The organism is Catellatospora methionotrophica, from assembly GCF_011297335.1.
Classification (GTDB): Bacteria; Actinomycetota; Actinomycetes; order Mycobacteriales; family Micromonosporaceae; genus Catellatospora; species Catellatospora methionotrophica.
Window position 1 is genome coordinate 277,229 of the sequence record NZ_JAAOTJ010000004.1, and the last position, 23,558, is coordinate 300,786.

Sequence of the window (23,558 nt, forward strand, 5' to 3'; positions counted from 1 at the left end):
TAGTCCCACCCCGGCACGGCCGAGCCCCGGGTCAGATGGCGTACTCGCCCAGCGGGTCGGTGTGGGAGTGGGAGTACATGCGCTCGTGGAAGCGGACGAAGCGGTCGATCAGCGTGGTGGCGCGGCGGTCGGGCAGCCGGGCGTCCAGGGCGGACAGTCCGGCGGCCAACCGGGCACTGTGCAGGGCGTACAGGCCGGAGTGGTAGGTGAGGCTGTCGGCCAGGGCGGTGAGGGCGGTGACGGCGTCGGGGGCGCGCCGGGCATGCCAGAGCGCGACGTTGGCCTCACCGGCGACGATGTCCTTCTGCAGCCGGTTGAACGCGGCGTCGGAGTCGGCGGCGAGCAGATCCAGTGCCCCTTCGGCGGTGTCGCGCCCCTCGGCGTCGCAGGTCCGCACGATGCGGTTGATCAGCGCGTGCTGCTGCACCGCGGGCATGCGCAGCAGCCGGGTGCCCAGGTCGTTCTGCAGCCGCACCAGCAGGGACGCGTCGGACAGCAGGTCGGACAGGGTGCCGTCGGCGAGTACGGCCCGATGTTGGGGCACCGGGGCCAGCACGTCGTTGAGGACGCAGACGAAGTAACCCAGGGTCGGCAGGACGAGGATGCTCTGCCCGCCGAGTGCGGCCAGGTCGAGCCGGGACAGGTGCTCGGCGCGCAGCGTGCGCTCCACCGCCCGGTAGCGGTCAGCCAGGCCCTGGCGGACCAGCGAGGCGGTCGGTGCGCCGTCGATGCCGTCGACCAGGTCGCGGCAGCTCTCGACGTTGGCGACGAGCGCGGCCCAGAGGCCGTACTCGACGTCCTGCAGCAGTGGCGCGTCGGCTCCGACGTGGCGGGCGTAGTCCTCGGCCATACCGGCGCGTTTGCCCCTGACCAGGCTCTGGTCGAAGCTGGAGGCGTGCCGGGCGGCGTCGCGGGCCGGGCCGGACAGCAGCAGCATGGCGGGGGTGTTCCGGCCGGGGGTCAGCGCCTGCAGCATGGCCCGGTTGAGCGCGCCGATCAGTTCGAGCCGCCGGGTCTGGGCGTCGTCGAGCGCGGGCTGGCCCAGGCCGATGGCCAGGTCGTCGGAGACGACCTCGAACACCTGGTAGGCGTTCATGCGCCCGGCGTGTTCCAGCATGACGGGCCAGTCGTCCTCCTCGACCAGGCCGCTGAGCATCCTGGTGTTCATGGTGACGAGCTGGATGACCCCGGTGCTCTGCAGATATTCGTGCCGCCGGGGATTGTCGGCCGAGTACGCCCATGCGGTGAAGTCCCGGTAGGGGCCGGCGGGCATGTGCCGCCGGATGGTCTCGGTCAGCGCCGAGCACGTCGCTGCCAGCAGCTGGGCGGCTCGCCGATTGGTTGGCATGCGGTCGGCTCGATCCTCGGGTCCGGCACGGGCCACACGGTTCGGTGGCCCGTTCAAGGAACGTGGTGTCCCTTCCCGCGGACGGGAGGCGAGCGCCGGGACGTGCCCTGTTCCTGGCGCCGGGTCAGCGCCGCTGATGAGGGTACGACCATATGGACCGCCGTGTCGTACCCCTGGATGGAGATCCTGGTTGGACCGCCGCGTCAGTATCCGCCCGGCCGGCTGCCCGCCGCCCGCGGCGCGGTGCCGGTGCCGGGTTGCGGTGCCGGGCCGCCCGGAGGATTGTCCTCGTCGAACTCGCCCTCGCCCTCCAGCAGCGCCCGCACCTCCGACTCGCGGAACCGGCGGTGGCCGCCCGGCGTGCGAATGCTGCCGATGCGTCCGGCCGCTGCCCACCTGGTCACCGTCTTTGGGTCGACCCGGAACAGCGCGGCCACCTCGCCAGGTGTCAACAGGCGATCTCCTGTGTCCACGCCCACCTCCTCGCGTCGACGGATTTGGTCCGGGCGCACCCGGTAGCCGCGTCCGCTGGGACGTACGCCCAATTAGAGCACCATCACTAGCTTGTGTCCCTAAAATGGTCGTATGCACCTTTTGGGGGGTTCGCATCCATATGTTGCGAACCTCATTCGTATATTGCCCGAAGATGCGCCCCTCCGTGCCCACTCTGGAAGAAACTGCCTCTAAGGTGCTCTGTGTGGACGCGATCGACCGCAACCTGCTTGACCTGCTGCGCAACAACGCCCGCCTCTCGTACGCGGAGCTCGCGCGACAGGTCGGCCTCTCCGCGCCGGCGGTGCACGACCGCGTCGGGAAGCTGGAGGCCTCCGGCGTCATCCGCGGCTACCGCGCCGACGTGGAGCCCAGCTCCATCGACCTGGGCGTGACCGCGCTGATCGGCATCGTCGCCGACCCGGCCGTCGACATGGAAGACGTCTCCGCGGCGCTGCAGGGGCTCGACCAGATCGAGTCCTGCTACTTCATGGCGGGTGAGGAGTCATACCTGGTCAAGGCCAGGGTCGGCACCATCGGGGAGCTGGAGCAGCTGATCGTGCAGCTCTCCCGCACCCGGGGGGTGGCCCGCACCCGCACCGCCATCGCCCTGTCGACCACGTTCGAGGGCCGTCCCAGGCCTCTGCTCAGCTGAAACTCCTTCGTGCGGTGTTACCGTCCGGGGCATGGAACAGCTGGACAGGTGTTGTGACGACGACCGGGCGTGGGTGACGGAGGCGATCGGCAAGGTCGCGGCGGACGCCAACCGCAGCGCCGACACCCACCTGCTGCCGTTCCCGCTGCCGCTGTCCTGGGGCGTCGACCTCTACCTCAAGGACGAGTCGGTGCACCCCACCGGCTCGCTCAAGCACCGGCTGGCCCGCTCGCTGTTCCTCTACGCGCTGTGCAACGGCTGGATCCGGGCGGACACGACGGTCGTCGAGGCGTCGTCGGGCTCGACGGCGGTGTCCGAGGCGTACTTCGCGCGCATGCTGGGGCTGCCGTTCGTGGCGGTCATGCCCGCGTCCACCAGCAAGGAGAAGATCGAGCTGATCGAGTTCCAGGGCGGCGAGTGCCACCTGGTCAACGATCCGGCGCAGGTCGTCGTCGAAGCGCGCTGGCTGGCCGAGGACCGCAACGGTCACTTCATGGACCAGTTCACCTACGCCGAGCGGGCGACCGACTGGCGGGGCAACAACAACATCGCCGAGTCGATCTTCCAGCAGATGGCGCTGGAGCGGCACCCCGTCCCGGCCTGGGTCGTGATGGGCGCGGGCACCGGCGGCACCTCGGCCACCATCGGCCGGTACGTCCGCTACCAGCGGCACTGCACCAAGATCCTGGTCGTCGACCCGGAGAACTCCGCTTTCTACCCCTCCTACGAGTCCGGCGACCCGACCCTGACGACCGGCAAGGGCTCCCGGATCGAGGGCATCGGCCGCCAGCGCGTCGAGGCGTCGTTCCAGCCGCACGTCGTGGACCGGATGGTGCGGGTGCCCGACGCGGGCTCGCTGGCCGCGATGCGGGTCGCCTCCGAGGTGCTGGGCCGCCGGGTGGGCGGCTCCACCGGCACGAACCTGTGGGGCGCGTTCGGCCTGATCGCCGACATGCTGTCGCGCGGTGAGACGGGCTCGGTGGTCACCCTGCTGTGCGACGGCGGCGAGCGATACGCGCACACCTACTACGACGACGGCTGGCTGACCGGGCAGGGCCTGGACCTGGCCGACCCGCTGACCACGGTCCGGCACTTCCTGGCCACCGGCACCTGGCAGGGCTGATCGCCCGCACCGGCCGGCGACGGCGGGCAGGCAGCGCAGTGGCGGACCGCGTGTCGGCTGCGGCGTGTCGCGTCCCGGGGCTGTGCTCCGCGGCGAAGTGCTCGTTTCGGGACGCCTAAGCGTCCCGAAACGAGCATCGGCTGGCGCAGACATGTCTGGGTGCAGGCCTGGCGACGCGAGCAGAGCAGCATCCTTGCGGGGTGTGTCACTCCGTCCCGCATACGAAAGGTCCCGCACCAGCCGCGACAGCGGCCGATGCGGGACCTTGGTAAAGCGTTGATCAGCTGGCGCGACGGTCGCCGTAGGGACGGTCACCGCGGTCGCTGCGGGCCGGGCGGTCGCCGAACGAGCGCTCGCCGCGGAACGGCGGCCGATCGCCGTTGAACGAGCGCTCGCCACCGGCCGGGCGGTCGCCACCGGCCGGGCGGTCGCCACCGGCCGGGCGGTCGCCACCGGCCGGGCGGTCGCCCCGGAACGGGCGGTCACCCTGCGGGCGGTCGCCCCGGAACGGGCGGTCACCCTGCGGGCGGTCGCCCCGGAACGGGCGGTCGCCCTGCGGACGCTCACTGCGGAACGGCCGGTCACCCTGCGGGCGGTCGCCGTTGAACGGCCGGTCGCCGGCCGGGCGGTCGCTGCGGAACGGGCGGTCGCCGCCGGTCGGGCGGTCGCCACGGTAAGGCCGGTCGCCCTGCGGGCGGTCGCCGTACGAGCGCGGGGCGCGGTCGCCGTAGCCGCCCCGGTCGCCGTACTGGCGCGGGCCGCGGTCGCCGTAGCCACCACGGTCGCCGTAGCCGCCACGGCCGCCGTCTCGGCCACGGCCGCCGCGCTGGAAACGCGGCTCCGGCTCCTCGACCACGGGCTGGCCCGACGGCTCCACGGCACCGGTCAGCTCGACCAGCTTCGGGTCGTCGACGCGCAGCCGGTGCTCGGCGGGCTTGGCCACGCCGGCCTTCTCCATCATCGAGATGGTGGAGCGGCGCTGCTTGGGCAGGACCAGGGTGGCCACCGCGCCGGACTCGCCGGCGCGGGCGGTGCGACCGGCCCGGTGCAGGTAGTCCTTGGGGTCCTTCGGCGGGTCGATGTGCACGACGAGCGACACGCCGTCGACGTGGATGCCGCGCGCGGCGACGTCCGTGGCGACGAGGACGCTCATCCGGCCCTCCTTGAACTGCGCCAGGGTCCGCGTACGGACGCTCTGGGTCTTGCCGCCGTGCAGGCCACCGGCGCGTACGCCGACCTCGCGCAGCTGGTCCACCAGGCGGTCCACGCCCATCTGGGTGCGCGCGAACATGATCGTCCGACCCGGACGGTTCGCGATCATCGCGGTGACCTTGAACTTCTCCTGCGGCGGGATCAGCAGCATCATGTGGTCCATGGTGGACACCGACGCCTCGGCCGGGGCCGTGGAGTGCGTCACCGGGTTGTTCAGGAACCGCTTGACCAGCGTGTCCACGTCACCGTCGAGGGTGGCCGAGAACAGCAGGCGCTGGCCGCCAGCCGGGGTCTTGGCCATCAGTTCGGTGACGTCGGGCAGGAAGCCCATGTCGGCCATCTGGTCGGCCTCGTCCAGGACGGTGACCTCGATGTCGTCCAGCGCGCAGGCACCGCGCTGGATCAGGTCGCCGAGGCGGCCCGGGGTGGCGATCATCAGGTCGAGACCGCGCTGCAGGCCCAGGATCTGCCGGTCGTACGGCACGCCGCCGACCGCGGTGCCGGTGTAGAGGTCCATCGCCTTGGCCAGCGGGCGCAGCGCGTCCGCGACCTGCATGGCCAGCTCGCGCGTGGGCACCAGGATCAGGGCCTTGGGGTGGTGCGGGCGGGCCGGCTTGCCCTCGGCGATGCGCGCCAGCAGCGGCAGTCCGAAAGCGAGGGTCTTACCGGAGCCGGTCTGGCCGCGGCCGAGCACGTCGCGTCCGGCGAGCGCGTCCGGCAGGGTGGCGGCCTGGATCTCGAAGGGCTGGGTGATGCCGCCCCGGGTCAGCTCGCGCACCATGGCGCGCGGCAGGCCCAGGTCGGCGAAGCTGGGAAGCTGCTCGGCGGCGGCGGTGTCCGCGGCCTCCGGAGCGTCCCCGGCGTCGATGACGTCAGTGGTGGTGGTGGTTGCCGCTGCGGCTTCCGTGGCGGCGGCCTTCTCGGCCGCGGCCTTGCCCTCGACATCAATGTTGATCTCGAAGACGGACGGGAACAGGGCAGGGTCGTGCATAGTCAAAGCGAAACCTCTCGGGTGGCGCATCCCCGCGCCGCGCGGCCTCGTGCCGCTGCAAGTCACCCGCAGGAACGCTCGAAGGCGCGCCGAGCGCGCCCAGAACAACCCGTTGAGTGTACCGGTGTTCGCCGCCAACGCCCCGCGATTAACACGGTGGTGTAGTGGGGGTCACCCCGGAAGCCCGTTTCGCGGGGTGATCTGGGTCACGCCGCGGGTGCCGGAGCGGGGGTGGGCGTCGGTGTCGGCGTCGGCTTGGGGCTTTCGGCGGCCGGCGGCTCTGGGGACGGCGACTCGGCCGGCTTCGGCGGCGGCGGCGACGAACTGGCCGGCGCGGCACTCGGCGAGCTGCTGCTCGACGGCGACGTGGTGGCCGTCGGGCTCGGCGAGGTGGTCTTCGTCGGGCTCGGCGTGGGGCTCTTCGTCGGGCTCGGCTGGTTCGGGGCGGCCACCGCGTCCACCACGCGGGTGGCGAAGTCGATGCTGCTCAGGCTGACCGATGCGGGCCGCACCACGTCACCGGTGCGGGGCGCGTGGACCATCTTGCCATCGCCGAGATACATGCCGACGTGGTGGATGGTGCGCCAGTCGCTCGGGTCTGTGGCGAAGAACACCAGGTCACCGGGGAGCAGGGCGTACTTGCTCACGGACTTGTTGCGGGTGCCGTAGTACTGGTCCTTGGCGACCCGGTTGAGGGTGATCCCGGCAGCCTTGTACGACGCCAGCATCAGGCCGGAGCAGTCGTAGGTGTTCGGGCCCTCGTCGCCCCAGCGGTAGGGCTTGCCGCGCTGGCTGAGCGCGAACAGGACGGCCTTCTGCGCCTTCGCGGCGGCGACCAGGCCCGCGTTGCTCTTGCCCGGCGAGTAGTTGCCGAGGTTCTGCTCCTGGCGTTCGCGCACCCGGTCCGCTTCGGACTGAAGCTCGGCGAGCCGCCGCTTCAGCTCCAGGAACGCGATCTCCTTGCGCTTGAACTCCTTCTCCACCGCCGAGTAGGCCGTGGACGACTGCTGCTCGGCGGAGATCGCCGAGGTGAGCACCGTGTAGGCCTGCCGCTCCTCGTGCTGAGCGGTGCCGAGGTCGGCGAGCACGGCCTCGGTCTCGGGAGTCGACTCGGTCCGCGGGATCAGCTGCCCCAGCTCGCCGAGCGAGTCGCCCAGGCGCGGCGGGGCCTTCACGGCGGCCTGGTATTCGGCGACGGCGGCCGCCTCGGCGGCCTCCTTGGCCGCGCGCAGCGTGTCGGCGGTGGCGCGCCAGGCGTAGTCGGCCATGGCCTTGGCCACGACCGCGTTGGTGTAGGCCTGGTAGAGCTCGCTGCGCCGGGCGCCGAGCACGGACAGCTCCAGCTCGGCGGCGGTGTACTGCGCCTGCAGCGCGGCCTGCGCGGTCTGCGGCAGGGTGCGGGGCTGGCTGAGCGAGCCGAACGGAAGGGTGGGCAGGCCGTCAGCCTGCGGCCGCAGCCCGGCATCGGGAATCGCGGTGATCTTCGAGCCGACGGGCGGGTCAGCGGCGGCGGGCACAGCGATGCCACCGGCGATGAGTGCGCTGAGAACAGCCGAACCCACCGCTATCTGACTCTGCCGTCGAGCCTGCCCGCTCCGGCGCTTGGACATCAGCGGCCCCGTCCTCCCCTTTGGTCCCACAGAGTTCCTACCGGAAATCAGGTTCCATGTCGACCCTTCTGTCCCGGTGGCGTCAAGCTGAGCAATCGCTGTCAAGGGCCGCAACAGGGCCGCTGGGCGGCACGTCGTAGGCTCACTGCCATGGACGTGGGTTTGAAGCGGGAGCTGGAGCAGAAGGTCTACGCCGGGGAGCGGCTCAGCCGCGAAGACGGCGAGGCGCTTTACGCGAGTGACGATCTGGCCTGGCTGGGGCGGCTCGCGCACCACGTCCGGACGGAGAAGAACGGCGACCGGGTGATGTTCAACGTCAACCGGCACCTGAACCTGACGAACGTCTGCTCGGCGAGCTGCGCCTACTGCTCGTTCCAGCGCAAGCCCGGTGAGAAGGACGCGTACACGATGCGCGTCGAGCAGGCCGTGGCCAAGGCGCTGGAGATGAAGGACGAGCAGCTCACCGAGCTGCACATCGTCAACGGCCTGCACCCGACGCTGCCGTGGCGCTACTACCCGCGCGTGCTCAAGGAGCTCAAGCAGGCGCTGCCGAACGTCAAGCTGAAGGCGTTCACCGCGACCGAGGTGCAGTGGTTCGAGAAGATCTCCGGCCTGACCGCCGACGCGATCCTCGACGAGCTGATGGAGGCCGGCCTGGAGTCGCTGACCGGCGGTGGCGCCGAGATCTTCGACTGGGAGGTCCGCCAGCACATCGTCGACCACGCCTGCCACTGGGAGGACTGGTCGCGCATCCACCGGCTGGCGCACAGCAAGGGCCTGCGCACCCCCTCGACGATGCTGTACGGCCACATCGAGGAGCCGCGGCACCGCGTCGACCACGTGCTGCGCCTGCGTGAGCTGCAGGACGAGACCGGTGGCTTCACCGTCTTCATCCCGCTGCGCTACCAGCACGACTTCCACGACAGCGCGGACGGCAAGATCCGTAACCGGATCCAGGCGCAGACCACGATGGCCTCGCCTGCCGAGTCGCTGAAGACGTTCGCGGTGTCCCGGCTGATGCTGGACAACTTCGACCACGTCAAGTGCTTCTGGGTCATGCACGGCCTGTCGCTGGCGCAGCTGTCGCTGAACTTCGGCGTGGACGACCTCGACGGCTCGGTCGTCGAGTACAAGATCACGCACGACGCCGACTCGTACGGCACGCCGAACACCATGCACCGCGACGACCTGCTCCACCTGATCTGGGACGCGGGCTTCACCCCCGTCGAGCGGGACACCCGCTACCAGGTCGTCAAGGAGTACGGCGCGCCGGTCAGCATGGCCGAGCGGCGCAGCGAGCCGCAGCAGGTCTGGGCCTGACCCGTGGCCGACTCCAGCCCGGCCGACGAGCAGCGCAGGGGCCCGCGGCGGGACGCGTCCGGGCGCATCGTCTCGCTGACCGACCTGGTGGCGTACGCGCTGGCGGGTTTCGTCATCAGCGTGCTCGGCATGGTCGCCTTCGACGGCATGTTCGCGCTGCTGGGCATGGGCGAGTTCGGTGACCTGACCGGCTGGCTCGCGGTGATCTTCCCGGCGATCATCTTCGTGGAGCAGTTCAAGGCGGCGGCGGGCCACCGCGGGCGGATCGCCGTCGCCCCGGCCGCCGGTCTGGTGGCGGTGGTGCTGGGCGTGCTCGCCGTCGGCGCGGCGTCCGGCTTCCCGCCGCTGGTGTCCGGTGGGCTGGGCGCGCTGGTCACCACGGTTGCGTACGCGGTGCTGTGGCATCTCGGACTGACCGTCGCCGAACGGGGCTGACCGCGTCCCCGAGCGGGGCTGACCGGGGACGGGCAGGTGCGGCGGCTACCCTGGACCGGTGAGTCCTGCTGTCAAGTACACGCTCGCCAGGCTTGTTCTGTTCCTGGCCGTCTTCGCCGCGCTCTGGTTCGTCCCGAATCTGAGCCTGCTGCTCAAGCTGATGATCGCGATCCTGGTCTCGGCCGCGGCGAGCTGGTTCCTGCTGCGCAACCTGCGCGACGACGTGACCGCGCAGGTCGAGAGTGCGGTCGACCGCCGCAAGGCGGAGAAGGACCGGCTGCGCGCCGCCCTGGCCGGTGAGGACGAGGTTCCCGCCGACGCCGGAGAGGTCCACAAGACCCAGGCGTGATGAGCCTGCGCACATCCTCCACTCCGTGTCGTGAGCATCGGCCCGGGTGTGTATTAGCGTGTCGTCTGACTGTCCCGCAGCGAAGCCGGTGCGAACCCGGCGCTGTCCCGCAACTGTGATCCCACCTCGGTGGGCAAGCCAGGTCGCCTGCGGCAGTCGCGAATCACGCTCTCGAGGAAGGGCGTCTCGCGGACCGGGCTGCCCCACCTGATCGGGCCCTGTCGGCGAAGGACCTGCCTCGACCGATAGGAGGATCAGTGCGTACCCCTTCATTGTCCCGCCGCGCTTTCGCCGCGCTGGCCGCAGCCGGCCTCGTCGCCGCGCTCGGTGCCTGCGCCAAGAACGACGCGGTGACCCCGGCGCCGTCGAGCGGTGCCGCCGCGTACCCGGTGACCGTCGGCTCGCTGACCCTGCCCGCGCAGCCCGTGAAGATCGTCTCGCTGTCGCCGACGCTGACCGAGATGCTCTTCGCCATCGGGGCCGGCGGCCAGGTGAGCGCCGTCGACGACAACTCGAACTTCCCGGCGAACGCCCCGAAGACCGAGCTGTCGGGCTTCCAGCCCAACGCCGAGGCCGTCGCGGCCAAGAGCCCCGACCTTGTCGTGCTCGACACCGACGCCAACAACGTGGTGGCCCAGCTGGCCGCCCTGAAGATCCCGGTGTACAAGGCTCCGGCCGCGGACACCCTGGACGACGCGTACCTGCAGATCGCCGAGCTGGGCATGCTGACCGGCCACACCGGCGAGGCGACCGCACTCGCCCAGCGGATGAAGGACGACATCGCCAAGCTGGTCAAGGACCTGCCGAAGCGGGCCACGCCGCTGTCGTACTACTACGAGCTGGACCCGACCCTGTACTCGGTGACCTCGAAGACCTTCATCGGTTCGCTGTTCGAGATGGCCGGGCTGACCAACGTGGCCGACGCGGCCGACACCAAGGGCACCGGATACCCGCAGCTCACGGCGGAGTCACTGGTCAAGGCCAACCCTGACCTGATCTTCCTGGCCGACACCAAGTGCTGCCAGCAGAACCTGGACAGCGTGAAGGCGCGCGCCGGCTGGGCCGGGATGACCGCCGTCAGCAAGGGCCAGGTCGTGGCGCTGGACGACGACATCGCCTCGCGCTGGGGCCCGCGCATCGTGGACCTGGTCCGCGCGATCGTCGACGCGGTCAACAAGGTTCCGGCCTGACGATGGCGACGTTGCGACCGGCCCGGCTGCGCCCCGGGTGGCTCGCCGCCGGGATCGGGGCCGTGCTGGTCGCGCTCGTCGCCGGGGTCGCCCTGGGCCCGGTGACGCTGCCGCCCGGCTCGGTCGCGGCGGAACTGCTCAACCTGATCCCCGGCGTGGACCTGCCGTCGGGGCTGAACGAGCGCGAGATCGCCATCATCACCGAGCTGCGGCTGCCGCGCGTGGTGCTGGGGCTGCTGGTGGGCGCGATGCTGTCCCTGTCGGGCGGCTGCTACCAGGGCGTCTTCCGCAATCCGCTGGCCGACCCGTACCTGCTCGGCGTCGCGGCGGGGGCGGGGCTCGGCGCGACGATGGCGATCGCGTTCCGGGCCGGAGCGGTGCTGCCGCTGGCGGCGTTCGCCGGGGCGGCGACCGCGGTCGTGGCCACCTACCTGCTCGGCGTGGCCGGGGGGCGGGACCGCACGTCGGCGACGCTGATCCTGGCCGGGGTGGCCGTGTCGAGCTTCCTCGCCGCGATCCAGACCTACCTGCTGCAGCGCAACGTCGACACCATCCGCGAGGTGTACTCCTGGCTGCTCGGGCGGCTGGCCACCAACGGCTGGCACGAGGTGACGCTGCTGCTGCCGTACGCGCTGGTCACCACGGTCGTCGTGCTGGCCCTGCGGCGTGAGCTCGACGTGCTCAGCGTCGGCGACACCGAGGCGGCGAGCCTGGGCCTGCACCCGCAGCGCTCGCGGATGATCCTGCTGGCCGCGGCCTCGCTGGGGGCCGCCGCGGCGGTAGCGGTGTCCGGCCTGATCGGCTTCGTCGGCATCATCGTGCCGCACCTGGTGCGGATGCTGGCCGGTGGCTCGTACCGGTCGATCCTGCCGCTGTCGCTGCTGTTCGGCGCGGCGTTCCTGGCGCTGGCCGATCTCGCGGCGCGCACCCTGATCGCCCCGGGCGAGCTGCCGATCGGCGTGGTGACGGCGTTCTTCGGGGCGCCCTTCTTCGTCCTGGTGCTGCGTACGACCAGGCGGGTGAGCGTCTGATGCTGGCCGTCGAGGGCGTCCGGGTGACCCTGGGCGACGCCGAGGTGCTGCACGGCGTGGACCTGACCGTGGCCTCGGGCGAGTGGGTCACCGTGATCGGGCCCAACGGCGCGGGCAAGTCGACCCTGCTGCGAGCGGTCGGCGGCGCGGTGCCGTGCCAAGGAAGGATCATCATCGACGGTACGCCCACGAGCGCGCTGCCGCGCCGACGCCGGGCGCAGCTCGTGGCCACCGTCGCCCAGCAGCCCGTGGTGCCGCCCGGCATGCGGGTGCTGGACTACGTGCTGCTCGGGCGCACGCCGTACATCGCCCCGCTGGGCCGGGAGTCGGCGCAGGATCTGTCCATCGTGGAGCAGGTGCTGGACTCCCTGGAGCTGCGCCGGTTCACCGGCCGGGAGCTGGAGACGCTTTCCGGCGGCGAGCGCCAGCGGGTGTTCCTGGCCCGCGCGCTGGCCCAGGGCGCGCCGCTGCTGCTGCTCGACGAGCCGACCTCGGCCCTGGACATCGGCCACCAGCAGGAGGTGCTGGAGCTGGTCGACCGGCTGCGCCAGGAACGTGCGCTGACCGTGCTGGCCACCATGCACGACCTGTCCGTCGCGGGCGAGTACGCCGACCGGCTGGTGCTGCTGGCCGAGGGCCGGGTCGCCGCCGACGGCCCGCCGGAGCAGGTGCTTACCGAGGAACTGCTCGCGCTGCACTACCGGGCCCGGGTGCGGGTGATCGCGGGCGAGTTCGGCCCGATCGTGGTCCCGGTGCGGCTCAGCTGATCTCGCGTACCGCCGCGACCGCCCGGTCCACGTCCGCCTCGTTGGTCACGATGCTCGTCCCGAACCGCAGATAGGACGGGTCGTACGGCGTCGTGCTGGCGACGACGTCCTTGCCCAGCAGCGCGGAGACCGCCGCCCCCGGGTTCATGGCTTCCAGTGCGCAGCAGACGAGCCCGGCCGACAGCTCGGCCGACCTCGGCGTGACCACCCTGACGCCGCTGATCCCGGCCAGGCCCTCCTTCAGCCGGGTGGCCAGCGTGGCGGTGCGCTCGGCGACGCGCCGGCGGGTCAGCGCGGCGTGGAAGTCGAACGCCTGCTCCAGCGCCCACAGGTGCTCGAAGCTGTGGTAACCGCCCGGTGACGCCGACGGTGCGGGCAGGGCCGGGTCCACACCCAGCCAGTGGGCGAAGCCGGCCGTCTCGAAGGTGGGGATCGTGGGCCGGAACCGGGCCCAGGCCTCGGGCCTGCCCCAGACCAGCCCCGTGCCGCGCGGCCCGAACAGCCACTTGTGGCATCCCGACACGAGAAAGTCGCAGCCCAGCTCGGCGGGCCCGGCGTCGACCGCGCCGAACCCGTGCACCCCGTCGACGCACAGCAGCGCGCGCCGCTGCGGGGGCAGGTCGCGGTTGTGCGCGGCGAGCGCGTCGGCGACGGCCCGGATCGGCATCCGTAACCCGGTGCTGGAATGCACCCAGGTCACCGCGACGATCCGGGTCGCCGGGGTGAGCGCCTTCGTGAGGGCCTGCACGATCTGGTCGGCGCTCGCCGTGGCGGGTTCGGCGAACAGCCGCACCCGGCGCACCGTCACCCCGTCCCGCGCCGCGCGCAGGCGCAGCGACTCGTGCGTCGAGTAGAAGTCGTGCTCGGTCGTCAGCACCTCGTCGCCGGGGCGCAGCGCGATGCCGCCGTAGAGCAGGCCGAGGCCCATCGTGGTCGAATCGGTGAAGTACACCTGGTCACCGGACCCGCCGAGATACTTGCCCGCCGCCAGGTGCAGGCGCTGCCGGGCGTTCTCCTCCTGGGCGTGCAGGTAGCCGACGGTGTCGCGGTCCAGGCCGTCACGGTGGCGCGCGATCGCGGCCCGTACCTCAGCGGGCGGGCTGGCGAACACGAACGCGGCGAACTGCGACCGGCCCGTGTCCAGCAGGAACTGGTGCCGCACGCTGGCCCAGTCGCTGGGGTCCAGCGGGGCGTACACCGGCGGCGGGTTCTCGATGACCGGGTCGGCGTCGCATGCGGACAGTGCCCCCAGTGCGGCGGTGGCGGTCAATCCGCCCAGCAGCCCCCGACGGCTGACAGAAAGCTCACCCATCGCCCTATCGGACCACGCCCGAGCGCCGTCCGCCATCGGATACAGCGGCGGCTCCTAGCGCAGAGGTTCGGGGAGGGGTTCGGTGTGCAGGACGATGAGGCTGGTGACGGCGCGGGTCAGGGCGACGTACAGGCGGTGCAGGCCACGGGGTTCGGCGGCGACGATGGCGGCGGGCTCGCACACGATCACGTGGTCGTACTCCAGGCCCTTGACCAGGGTGGCGGGCACCACGGTCAGGCGGCCGTCACCGTCCAGGGCGGACGGTTCGAGACCGGCGGCGCGCAGGGCGTCGACGATCGCGGGCACGGCGGCGTCGGCGGCGATGACGCCGACCGAGCCCTCACGGGTCAGCGCGTTGCGGGCCGCGGCGGCGACGTCGGCGGACTCGGTGACCTCCAGCGAGCCGTCGCGGCGCAGCGAGCGGGCCGGGGGCACCGCGACGTCGAGGGCGGGCAGCAGGCGGTTGGCCAGCGTGAGCACCGCGGCGGGGACCCGGAAGCCGGTGCTCAGCGGCACGATGCGGCCGTCCGGGCGGCCCAGGTGGCCGAGCATGTCGCGCCAGTCGCGGGCGGCCCACGGGGTGGTGCCCTGGGCGAGGTCGCCGAGCACGGTCAGCGAGCCGTGGCCGCTGCGCCGGGCCAGTGCCCGCGCCTGCATGGGGGACAGGTCCTGCGCTTCGTCGATGACGATGTGCCCGAACCCGGCCGGGCGGTCCAGCAGGCCCGCGACCTCGTCGGCGAGCACCGCGTCGGCCGCGGTCCACGGCGCGCTGCGCAGGCTGCGCGGCGGCTTGGCCCAGTGCAGCAGCTCCTGCTCCTCGGGGCTGAACAGCCCGTCGGCGGCCCGGCTCAGCGCCTCGGCATCGGTGTAGAGGTCGGCCAGCAGCTGCTGCGGGGTGATCGCGGGCCAGCAGTGGTCCAGCAGCTCGGCGACCGGCTTGACCTTGCCCATCTTGCGCAGCCAGGCGTCCGGCGGGGAGTCGCCGCGGCGGGCCTCGGACTGCCGCTGCAGCAGCCCCACCACCCGGGCGCGCACCCGTTCCCGGCCCAGGGCGTACGGGGGCTGCTCGCGGCGTACCTCGTCGACGACGCGGCGCAGCACGCCCTCGTCGACGCGCCAGCGGTAGGAGCCGTCGGAGACGGTGATCGGGCCGGTGGGACGGGAGATCCGGGCCCACAGGGCGCGGTGCAGCACCTGTGCCATCCGGGCGTCGTGCTTGAGCGTGGCGGCCGCGACGTCCTCCTCGGCGCGTACCGGCAGGTGGTCGAGCAGTTCGCCGACGGTCGCCTGGGTGACCTCCAGCTCGCCCAGGGCGGGCAGCACGGCTGAGATGTAGTGCAGGAACGAGCGGTTCGGCCCGATGATCATGACACCGGACCGGCGCAGCCGCTCGCGGTGCAGGTAGACCAGGTACGCGGCACGGTGCAGGCCGACCGCGGTCTTTCCGGTGCCGGGCGCGCCCTGTACGCAGATGGTGTCCTCCAGGTCGGCGCGGACCAGCTCGTCCTGCTCCGGCTGGATGGTCGCGACGATGTCGCGCATCGGGCCGACGCGGGGGCGCTCGATCTCGGCGGTGAGGATGGCGCTGCCGGTGCCGAGTTCCTGGCCGTGGTCGAGGTGCTCGTCCTCGAAGCTGGTCAGCGCCGTGCTGCCACCGGCCGGGGCGGGCGACCAGCCGAACCGGCGGCGCACCGCGACCTCCTGCGGGTCCCGGGCGCTGGCCTGGTAGAACCGGCGCGACATGGGCGCGCGCCAGTCGAGCACCAGCGGTTCGCCGACCGCGTCGGAGACGTGGCGGCGGCCGATGTGCCAGCGCTCCTCGGCGGCCATGGTCAGCTTGCCGAAGAACAGCGGCACCGCGGGGTCGTCGGACAGCTCCTTGATGCGCTGGGCCATCTGGCGGCCGAGCTGCTCGGCGGTGTACGCGTCCCCGGCGACCTGGTCGCCGACGGTGAACAGCTGCTCGGCGCGTTCCCGCATGGCCTTCAGCGCGGCGCGGGAGGTGACCAGGTGGGCCCGCTCGGCGGCCAGCTCTCCGGTGGGGGCGGGGGTCTCGTGGGTGGTCGGGGCGTGGGCGGTCATCGCCGTCCTCTCTACGGGAGAAAGATCGGCCGCCCGGCTCTGCGCTGGTAGAAAGCGCTGTCGGCAGTGCCCTTCGCAATCGACCGACCATGCTAGCTGTCATCGACGGGCAGTCACGTGATTTTCTTTACCGGTGAGCTCCGAGGGACTGCTGAAGATCACCGACCCGTCGGTGATGCGGGCGCTGGCGCACCCAGCCCGTATTGCGATCATGGACCATCTCTCCGCCACCGGTGAGGACGCGACGGCCACCGAGTGCGCTGAGATGGTCGGCCTGTCCCCCAGTGCGACCAGCTACCACCTGAGGGCGCTGGCCAAGGCGGGTCTGATCGAGGACGCGCCGAGCCGCGGCGACGGCCGGGAGCGGGTGTGGCGGGCCCGTACGCGCGGCTGGTCCCTGGAGGTGGGTCCGGACGGCGGCTCGGAGGCCCGTGCGGCGGAGAGCGCCGTGGCCGGGGTGTTCCTCGCCCAGGGCGACGAGCGGGTGCGCCGGTGGCTGTCGCGCTCCAGCCAGGAGACGACGCAGTGGTTCGACGCGGCGCTGATGAGCGAGTTCGGCATCGTCATCACGGCCGACGAGCTGACCGCGCTCACCGACAAGATGGCCGAGCTGCTGGAGCCGTACAAGGTGAGCCAGCGCCAGGAGGTGCCCGCCGACGCACGGCGGGTCACCTGCCAGATACGCGCGGTTCCGGTCGACTGACCGGGCGGGCCGCACAGGTCACACCTTCCGTGGGCAGCCCCCGAACGGTCGCCCCCGGCGGGTAGGCTCCCTGATCATGAACGCGGTGCAGCGTCCTCGGGTAGGGCACATCCAGTTCCTGAACTGTCTCCCGATCTACTGGGGACTGATGCGCTCGGGCGCCCTGATCGACGTCGAGTTGCGCAAGGACACCCCGGACCGGCTGAGCCGGTCGCTGGTCGAAGGCGACCTGGACATCGGCCCGATCTCGCTGGTGGAGTACCTGCGCCACGCGGACGAACTGCTGCTGCTGCCCGATCTCGCGGTCGGCTCCGACGGCCCGGTGCTGTCGGTCAACGTGGTGTCGACCAAGCCGCTGTCGGACCTCGACGGGGCCAAGGTCGCGCTGGGCAGCACCTCGCGCACGAGCGTGCTGCTGGCGCAGATGCTGCTGCTGGAGCGCTACAACGCCAGCCCCGAGTACTTCACCTGCCCGCCGGACCTGACCCAGATGCTGCTGGAGGCCGACGCGGCGGTGCTGATCGGCGACACGGCGCTGCGCGCGCTGTTCGAGGCGCCCAAGCGCGGGCTGGCCGTCACCGACCTGGGCCAGGCCTGGCGCGAGTGGACCGGCCTGCCGATGGTGTTCGCGGTGTGGGCGGTCCGGCGCGACTTCGCCGCCGCGCACCCGGGCCTGGTCAAGGACGTGCACCAGGCGTTCCTGCGCTCGCGTGACCTGTGCGTCGACAACCTCGACGAGGTCGCCGCGTCGGCGGCCCGCTGGGAGCCCTTCGACGCCGCCACGCTCGCCTCGTACTTCCGCGTGCTGGACTTCTCGCTGGGCAGCCGCCAGATCAACGGCCTGCGCGAGTTCGCCCGCCGGGCCGCGCTCGCGGGCGCCGCCCCCGCCCTGCCCGAAGGCGGCCCCGAGTTCATGGAACTCTGATCCGCCGACCCCCGCGGCCCACGCCCCCCGGAACGCGGCACCGCCTACCTTGATCGCTGTCTCTGGTCGAAACCCGCGGTTTAGCCAGAGGTTCTGACACGAAACGCCGATCATGTCCGGGCGGGCCGGATGGCACCGATCAAGCCCTGGCCATGGGGACGGTTCAGACCAGGGCGGTCTTGGTGCGGAGTTGGGTGGCGACGGATTTGGCGATGTCGCCGCCGTGGGACCAGGCGGTGCTCATCGGGAAGCGGGTCAGCACGGCCATGGTCCAGTTGTCGCCCAGGGCCAGGCAGTTGACGTTCCACTCGCTGGTGGCCTGCCGGTCGACCCAGCCGTTCTTGATGGCGATGCGGGACTGCTCGGCGGCCGGGAAGGCCTTGCGGATGCCGAAGTTGCCGGTGCCGCGCACCGCCCGCATCTCGCCGACGAGGTAGCTGGTCCAGGTCGGCCCGGCCGCCTTGCCGCTGCCGATGGCGTGCGCGATGCGGCAGGTGTCGCGGGCCGACAGCCGGGTGGTGCTCCAGCCGTCCCCGGCCTTGGAGTCGGTCAGCCCGCAGACGTCGATCAGGCGCGCGATCGTCGCCGACCTGCCCAGCTCCGCGTAGAGCGTCGAGGCGGGTCCGTTGGCGCTGTCGCGGATCATCGTGCGGATCTCGTTCATCCGGGCCGTGCTCGGCGTCTGCCCGGCCTCGGCGGCGCGGCGCAGGTAGTCGGCCGCCAGCCATGCCTTGATCATCGAAGCGGTCATGTTGGTCTGGTTGAAGTTCGGCGAACCGACGATCTTGCCGGTCTTCCGGTCCATCAGCGCCCAGCTCCACCAGGCACTGGTCTTGACGGTGACCAGCGCGCCCGGGTTGGGAGCGGCCAGCACGTCCACCGCGCCCTGCTCCACGCCGGGCGGGCCGGGCTGGACCGGCACGCTGCGCGCGACCGCGGACTCGGGAGTCGCCGAGGCGCTGGGCGAGGCGACAGGGTCCTGCCAGTGGGCGGCGGCGGCCGGTTCGCCGCCACGGGAGGCCAGCCAGAAACCGCCGCCGGTCAGCGCGGCCAGTCCGGCGGCGCCGGACAGCAGCGCGCGTCGACGGGTGAACAGTTCTGTCATGAGGGGGAGCTCCGAGGGGGGAGAGCGGTGCGGAGGGGTGGTCCGCCGAGGTCAGGGCGCCGGTGGCGTCACCAGCTGTCGCGCCACGTCGGCGCAGACGTCGGCCCCGTACTGCAGGCCGTTGTCGACGGGGTAGCGGGTCATCACATTCATGATCCAGTCATCGCTGATCGCGAGGCAGTTCAGGTGCCAGTTGCCGTCCGCGCCGATGGCCGTCCAGCCGTTCTTGATGGCGAGGGTGCGGGCGAGGGTGTCGGGTATGCCGTCGATGATGCCCCACCGGCCGCCGCCCGTGGTGGCGAACTGTTCCTCGGCGGCCGTGGAACCGGACACCGAGCGCATCTCGGAGAGCACCCAGCCGGTCCACTGCGGGCCCGCCGCGGTGCCGTCGGCGACGCACTGCGCGAGCCGGACCGCGTCGCGCGGCGACATCTGGGTACGGCTCCACCACTGGTCGAACAGCGTGGTGTCGGTGAGCCCGCAAACGTCGATCATCCGCTGGACGACCTCGTTGCCGCCGCCGGCCAGGTAGAGAGCCTGTGCGGCGCCGTCGTCGGAGTGCCTGATCGCGGCACTGGCGCGGGCCAGCTCATCGGGGGTGACGGTGCGCCCCGACTCGGCCGCGCGGCGCAGGTCGTCGGCGACGAGCCACACCTTGATCATCGACTCGGTGCTGCTGGTCCGCGTGGCGTTGCGGGACGCGATGATCTCGCCGGTATGCCGGTCGAGCATGGCGTATCCGATGAAGTCGCCGGTGAAGGTCAGGTTGACCCGGCCCGCCGTCAGCGAGCGGCTGGGCCGCTGCGCGGCGTGCGTGGCGCGCTGCTTCGCGGCGGCGGGGGTCTGGTCGGAGGACGCCGTCGGCGGGGCCGCCGCGGCGGGTGCCGCCTCGGGGACTGCGGCGGCGGCCGGGGACTGCGGAAGGCCGGCTTCGATGCTCACCTGGACATTGTGCGAGCCGGTGAGTGCCGAGGTGGCGGTAGGGGCGACCAGCGCGAGGACCAGTACGCCCAGCGCGGTCGTCGCGGCGGTGAACGGTGTGCGGCGGCGCATATCGAGGAGTGCTCCCGTTGACGGCATTGTCGTGGGTCGCCCGGGTATGGGGTGGTCCCGGATTGGCCGCAACGGTAGGTCGTACCGTCGTGAGCTGCCATTTCCGAGTCTTGCTCGCGCTCAGCCCAGCGGCCACCAGTGACGCAGGTCACGGCAGTCAAGTGCGTTGTGACAGTTGTTGCGCCGATACGCGAGAAGCTGTAACACTGGCCGCATGGAGACGGGTATGCCTGCGGTGGCGGGCGCGGAGCGGCTGCTCGGCGAGGTCGAGGAGGCCGAGGCGGCGCTGCGTGAGGCCGCCGAGCGGGCGCTGGACGGCGAGGCGTCCTTCGATGCGGTGATCGCCGCCGACCAGAAGATCGAACCGCGCGACGCCATGCCCGACGCGTACCGGGCCGGGTTGATCCGCCAGATCGCCCAGCACGCGCACTCCGAGATCATCGGCATGCAGCCCGAGGGCAACTGGATCAGCCGGGCCCCCTCGCTGCGGCGCAAGGCCATCCTGCTGGCCAAGGTGCAGGACGAGGCCGGGCACGGGCTCTACCTGTACGCGGCCGCGGAGACGCTGGGCGTCAGCCGGGCCGAGCTGGACACCGCGCTGCTCACCGGCAAGCAGAAGTACAGCTCGATCTTCAACTACCCCACGCTGAGCTGGGCCGACATGGGTGCGATCGGCTGGCTGGTGGACGGCGCGGCGATCGTGAACCAGGTCCCGCTGTGCCGCTGCTCGTACGGGCCCTACGCGCGGGCCATGATCCGGGTGTGCAAGGAGGAGTCCTTCCACCAGCGCCAGGGCTACCAGTCGCTGTACGTGCTCGCCCAGGGCACCCCGGAGCAGCGGGCGATGGCGCAGGACGCGGTCGACCGCTGGTGGTATCCGTCGCTGGCGATGTTCGGCCCGCCGGACGCGGACTCGACCCACTCGGCGCAGTCCATGGCGTGGAAGGTCAAGCGCTTCTCCAACGACGAGCTGCGCCAGCGCTTCGTCGACATGTGCGTGCCGCAGGCGGAGATCCTGGGCGTGACACTGCCCGACCCGAACCTGACCTGGAACGAGCTGCGCGGCCACTACGACTACACGTCTCCCGACTTCGACGAGCTGATGCGCGTGGTCAAGGGCGACGGCCCCTGCAGCCGCCAGCGGCTGGCACACCGCAACCGGGCACACGAGGACGGCGCCTGGGTGCGCGAGGCCGCCGCGGCGTACGCGGCGAAGAAGAACAGGAAGGTAATGGCGTGACCAGTGACGTTCCCCTGTGGGAGGTGTTCGTCCGGCCCCGGCGCGGGCTGGCCCACACCCATGCCGGCAGCCTGCACGCGCCGGACGCGGACATGGCCCTGCGCCACGCCCGTGACCTGTACACCCGCCGTCAGGAGGGCGTCTCCATCTGGGTGGTGCCCGCCGCCGAGATCACGGCGTCGAGCCCGGACGAGAAGGACTCCTTCTTCGACCCGGCCGCCGACAAGATCTACCGGCACCCGACGTTCTACGAGCTGCCCGAAGGTGTGGCCCACCTGTGAGCGAGCGGATGGAGCTGCTGGCCCTCGGCGACGACGCGCTGATCGCGGCGCAGCGGCTGGCCGAGTGGGTGTCGCGCGCGCCCACCCTGGAGGAGGACGTGGCGCTGGCCAACATCGCCCTCGACCAGCTCGGCGCGGCCCGGATGCTGCTGGCCACCGTGGGCGACGAGGACGAGCTGGCCTACCGGCGCGACGACCACCAGTTCCGCAACTGCCTGCTGGCCGAGCTGCCGCTCGGGCCGAGCCGGGGCGACCTGGACTTCGGCTGGACGATGAGCTGGCTGCTGATGCTGTCGGCGGCGCAGCTGCTGCGCTACACCGACCTCGCGGCCGTCGCCGACGAGCACGCGGCGGGCATCGGGGCGAAGGCGGTCAAGGAGTCGACGTACCACCTCGACCACGCCACGATGTGGATGCACCGGCTCGGCGGCGGCACCGAGCAGTCGCACCGCCGGGTGCAGGAGGCCGTGGACGCGCTGTGGCCCTACGGCCACGAGCTGACCGAGGGCGTACGCGACCGCTGGCTCGCGATCGTCGAACCGGTGCTCGCCGAGGCCGGGCTGACCAGGCCCGCCGACCGCTGGCGGCCCGACGGCGGCCGGGTCGGACGGCACACCGAGCACCTGAGCTACCTGCTGGCCGAGATGCAGTCCCTGCACCGGGCCCATCCCGGAGCGCAGTGGTGACCACCGGCGGCCCGGGGAGGAGAGCGTGATGACGACGGTGCGGACGGACCTCGCCGACATCGCCGGGGCGGTGCCCGACCCGGAGCTGCGCGTGGTGACCATCGGCGAGCTGGGCATCGTGCGCGGGGCCGAGACGGCCGAGGACGGCCGGGTGGTCGTGACGATCACGCCGACCTACTCGGGTTGCCCGGCGATGGACGCGATCCGGGACGACATCCGCTCGGCGCTGGCCGGTGCCGGGTTCGCCGACGTGGAGGTCAGGACCGTGCTCAGCCCGGCCTGGTCCACCGACATGATCACCGAGTCGGGCTGGGCGGCGCTGGAGCGCACCGGCATCGCCGCGCCGGGGGCGTCCGGCACACCGACCTGCCCGCGCTGCGCGCACCAGGGACAGCCGACGCCGGTGCTGCAGATCAGCCGGTACGCCTCGACGCCGTGTCAGAGCCTGTGGAGCTGCCGCTCCTGCCTGGAACCCTTCAACGCGATCAAGAAACTGTGAGCACGCCGCTGTGAGCACGACCTTCCACGAGCTGACCGTCACCGCCGTCGAGCCGCTGACCCCGTCCGCGGTGGCGCTGACCTTCGCGGTCCCCGCCGAGCTGCGCCAGGCCTTCGCGTTCCGGCCGGGACAGCACGTCACCGTACGGCTGGACGACGAGCTGCGCCGCTCGTACTCGATCTGCTCGACCCCCGCGCAGCTGCGCGACCGGGGCACGCTGACGATCGGGGTGAAGCGGGTGCCGGGCGGGGTCTTCTCCACCCGGGCGCAGGGGCTCGCGGCGGGCGAGACGCTGCCCGTGCTGCCGCCGCTGGGCCGGTTCACCACCGAACTGGACCCGGCCCGCGCGCGCCGCTACGGCGCGATCGTGGCGGGGTCCGGGATCACGCCGGTGCTGTCGCTGGTGTCGACCGCGCTGGAGACCGAGCCGGGCAGCACGTTCGCGGTGCTCTGTGGCAACCGCAGCGCGGCCGAGGTGATGTTCGCCGACGCGCTGGCCGACCTGAAGGACCGCTTCCCGGGGCGGCTGCAGCTGGTGCACGTGCTCTCCCGCGAGATGCAGCCCAGTGAGCTGCTGTCCGGGCGGCTGGACGCCGACCGGGTGACCACGCTGCTGCGCGAGTTCGACCTGGCCGGGGTGCAGGAGTGGTTCCTGTGCGGGCCGCTGGGCGTGGTGCGCGCGGCGCGCGAGGCGCTGGCGGCGGCCGACGCGAAGGGCAAGGTGCACGTCGAGCTGTTCCACGCCGAGGAGGTCGCGCCCGCGGTCGTCGACGTGACGGGCGGCGACGTCGAGGTGTCCATCCTCCTGGACGGACGGTCGACCGACTTCACCATGGACCGCTCCGAGCGGGTGCTGGACGCGGCGCTGCGGCACCGCGGCGAGCTGCCGTACGCGTGCAAGGGCGGGGTCTGCTCGACCTGCCGCGCGAAGGTCGTCTCCGGCGGGGTGCAGATGGCCGCCAACTGGGCGCTGGAGCCCGACGAGCTGGCCGCAGGATACGTGCTGACCTGTCAGTCGAGCCCGACGAGCGAGGCGCTGGTGCTCGACTTCGACGCCTGACGGACAGATCCGTCGTTCCCGATCATCGGGGACGTCTTCCCCGGTCACGGCCGGTGGCGGCGGGGTGTGTGACGGACCAGCCAGTTCCG

General features: G+C 71.9%; 23 protein-coding genes and 1 riboswitch. Of the genes, 15 read left to right on the forward strand and 8 right to left on the reverse strand.

Going from position 1 to position 23,558, the window contains the following annotated elements; genetic code table 11:
- Positions 1–31: 31 nt before the first annotated feature.
- Entirely contained in the window at positions 32–1,348 is a 1,317-nt protein-coding gene (locus tag HAV40_RS13920; RefSeq protein WP_166381380.1) for a hypothetical protein, read from the reverse strand.
- Between the two features lie 203 nt (positions 1,349–1,551).
- The gene (locus HAV40_RS39080; protein ID WP_308441009.1) at positions 1,552–1,821 is read right to left on the reverse strand and encodes a BldC family transcriptional regulator; all 270 of its coding nucleotides are present in this window, start codon (positions 1,819–1,821) and stop codon (positions 1,552–1,554) included.
- A 224-nt stretch (positions 1,822–2,045) separates the two neighbouring features.
- On the opposite strand from HAV40_RS39080, the gene HAV40_RS13930 reads away from it, so the two are divergent.
- Together HAV40_RS13930 and cds1 are read left to right on the forward strand one after the other, a co-directional pair.
- On the forward strand, positions 2,046–2,495 hold the full coding sequence (locus HAV40_RS13930) for an Lrp/AsnC family transcriptional regulator (protein WP_166381381.1): 450 nt from the start codon (positions 2,046–2,048) through the stop codon (positions 2,493–2,495).
- 31 nt (positions 2,496–2,526) lie between these two features.
- Complete coding sequence (gene cds1 / locus HAV40_RS13935; RefSeq protein ID WP_166381382.1) at positions 2,527–3,618, forward strand: L-cysteine desulfhydrase Cds1; 1,092 nt, start codon at positions 2,527–2,529, stop codon at positions 3,616–3,618.
- Between the two features lie 280 nt (positions 3,619–3,898).
- Here the strand turns inward: cds1 and HAV40_RS13940 are convergent, their stop codons facing one another.
- Both HAV40_RS13940 and HAV40_RS13945 read right to left on the reverse strand, forming a co-directional pair.
- The gene (locus HAV40_RS13940) at positions 3,899–5,821 is read right to left on the reverse strand and encodes a DEAD/DEAH box helicase (protein WP_409364950.1); all 1,923 of its coding nucleotides are present in this window, start codon (positions 5,819–5,821) and stop codon (positions 3,899–3,901) included.
- Positions 5,822–6,027: 206 nt separating this feature from the next.
- The gene (locus tag HAV40_RS13945) at positions 6,028–7,383 is read right to left on the reverse strand and encodes a C40 family peptidase (protein WP_166381383.1); all 1,356 of its coding nucleotides are present in this window, start codon (positions 7,381–7,383) and stop codon (positions 6,028–6,030) included.
- Positions 7,384–7,581: 198 nt separating this feature from the next.
- Between HAV40_RS13945 and mqnE the strand changes: the two genes are divergently transcribed.
- The 6 genes from mqnE (at position 7,582) to HAV40_RS13975 (ending at position 12,523) form a co-directional block, all read left to right on the forward strand.
- Positions 7,582–8,751: an aminofutalosine synthase MqnE gene (gene mqnE, locus HAV40_RS13950; protein ID WP_166381384.1), complete on the forward strand. Its 1,170-nt coding sequence runs from the start codon at positions 7,582–7,584 to the stop codon at positions 8,749–8,751.
- Between the two features lie 3 nt (positions 8,752–8,754).
- Positions 8,755–9,186 (forward strand): hypothetical protein, encoded by a 432-nt coding sequence (locus tag HAV40_RS13955; RefSeq protein ID WP_166381385.1) that lies wholly within the window; start codon positions 8,755–8,757, stop codon positions 9,184–9,186.
- Between the two features lie 58 nt (positions 9,187–9,244).
- Positions 9,245–9,535, forward strand: a complete 291-nt coding sequence (locus HAV40_RS13960) for a DUF4229 domain-containing protein (protein WP_166381386.1) — start codon at positions 9,245–9,247, stop codon at positions 9,533–9,535.
- Between the two features lie 46 nt (positions 9,536–9,581).
- A riboswitch (cobalamin riboswitch) is annotated at positions 9,582–9,704 on the forward strand.
- A gap of 103 nt (positions 9,705–9,807) precedes the next feature.
- The gene (locus HAV40_RS13965) at positions 9,808–10,725 is read left to right on the forward strand and encodes an ABC transporter substrate-binding protein (protein WP_166381497.1); all 918 of its coding nucleotides are present in this window, start codon (positions 9,808–9,810) and stop codon (positions 10,723–10,725) included.
- 2 nt (positions 10,726–10,727) lie between these two features.
- A complete protein-coding gene (locus tag HAV40_RS13970) occupies positions 10,728–11,756 on the forward strand; it encodes a FecCD family ABC transporter permease (RefSeq protein ID WP_166381387.1) in 1,029 nt (342 codons plus the stop codon).
- The gene (locus tag HAV40_RS13975) at positions 11,756–12,523 is read left to right on the forward strand and encodes an ABC transporter ATP-binding protein (RefSeq protein ID WP_166381388.1); all 768 of its coding nucleotides are present in this window, start codon (positions 11,756–11,758) and stop codon (positions 12,521–12,523) included. The genes HAV40_RS13970 and HAV40_RS13975 overlap by 1 nt, the downstream gene beginning before the upstream one ends.
- Here HAV40_RS13975 and HAV40_RS13980 read toward each other — a convergent pair.
- Complete coding sequence (locus tag HAV40_RS13980) at positions 12,516–13,835, reverse strand: aminotransferase class V-fold PLP-dependent enzyme (protein WP_166381389.1); 1,320 nt, start codon at positions 13,833–13,835, stop codon at positions 12,516–12,518. The two genes, HAV40_RS13975 and HAV40_RS13980, sit on opposite strands and share 8 nt — an antisense overlap.
- A gap of 54 nt (positions 13,836–13,889) precedes the next feature.
- Positions 13,890–15,917, reverse strand: coding sequence for a HelD family protein (locus tag HAV40_RS13985; RefSeq protein WP_166381390.1), 2,028 nt, complete (start codon positions 15,915–15,917; stop codon positions 13,890–13,892).
- 133 nt (positions 15,918–16,050) lie between these two features.
- Between HAV40_RS13985 and HAV40_RS13990 the strand changes: the two genes are divergently transcribed.
- Both HAV40_RS13990 and HAV40_RS13995 read left to right on the forward strand, forming a co-directional pair.
- The gene (locus HAV40_RS13990) at positions 16,051–16,620 is read left to right on the forward strand and encodes an ArsR/SmtB family transcription factor (protein ID WP_239086046.1); all 570 of its coding nucleotides are present in this window, start codon (positions 16,051–16,053) and stop codon (positions 16,618–16,620) included.
- A gap of 76 nt (positions 16,621–16,696) precedes the next feature.
- Positions 16,697–17,545 carry a menaquinone biosynthetic enzyme MqnA/MqnD family protein gene (locus HAV40_RS13995; protein WP_409364949.1) on the forward strand — a complete coding sequence of 283 codons (849 nt, stop codon included), beginning with the start codon at positions 16,697–16,699 and terminating at the stop codon, positions 17,543–17,545.
- A 163-nt stretch (positions 17,546–17,708) separates the two neighbouring features.
- Here the strand turns inward: HAV40_RS13995 and HAV40_RS14000 are convergent, their stop codons facing one another.
- Positions 17,709–18,650, reverse strand: coding sequence for a hypothetical protein (locus tag HAV40_RS14000; protein ID WP_166381391.1), 942 nt, complete (start codon positions 18,648–18,650; stop codon positions 17,709–17,711).
- 51 nt (positions 18,651–18,701) lie between these two features.
- Complete coding sequence (locus HAV40_RS14005) at positions 18,702–19,703, reverse strand: hypothetical protein (RefSeq protein WP_166381392.1); 1,002 nt, start codon at positions 19,701–19,703, stop codon at positions 18,702–18,704.
- Positions 19,704–19,917: 214 nt separating this feature from the next.
- Between HAV40_RS14005 and paaA the strand changes: the two genes are divergently transcribed.
- From paaA to HAV40_RS14030, 5 genes are read left to right on the forward strand one after another with little or no spacing between them, the layout of a single operon-like run.
- Entirely contained in the window at positions 19,918–20,943 is a 1,026-nt protein-coding gene (paaA, locus tag HAV40_RS14010; RefSeq protein ID WP_166381393.1) for a 1,2-phenylacetyl-CoA epoxidase subunit PaaA, read from the forward strand.
- Positions 20,940–21,224 carry a 1,2-phenylacetyl-CoA epoxidase subunit PaaB gene (gene paaB, locus HAV40_RS14015; RefSeq protein WP_166381394.1) on the forward strand — a complete coding sequence of 95 codons (285 nt, stop codon included), beginning with the start codon at positions 20,940–20,942 and terminating at the stop codon, positions 21,222–21,224. The genes paaA and paaB overlap by 4 nt, the downstream gene beginning before the upstream one ends.
- A gap of 8 nt (positions 21,225–21,232) precedes the next feature.
- The gene (paaC, locus tag HAV40_RS14020; RefSeq protein WP_166381500.1) at positions 21,233–21,910 is read left to right on the forward strand and encodes a 1,2-phenylacetyl-CoA epoxidase subunit PaaC; all 678 of its coding nucleotides are present in this window, start codon (positions 21,233–21,235) and stop codon (positions 21,908–21,910) included.
- Positions 21,911–21,938: 28 nt separating this feature from the next.
- A complete protein-coding gene (gene paaD / locus HAV40_RS14025; protein WP_166381395.1) occupies positions 21,939–22,409 on the forward strand; it encodes a 1,2-phenylacetyl-CoA epoxidase subunit PaaD in 471 nt (156 codons plus the stop codon).
- A 10-nt stretch (positions 22,410–22,419) separates the two neighbouring features.
- Positions 22,420–23,469, forward strand: coding sequence for a 2Fe-2S iron-sulfur cluster-binding protein (locus tag HAV40_RS14030; RefSeq protein WP_166381396.1), 1,050 nt, complete (start codon positions 22,420–22,422; stop codon positions 23,467–23,469).
- The last annotated feature ends 89 nt before the right edge of the window (positions 23,470–23,558 follow it).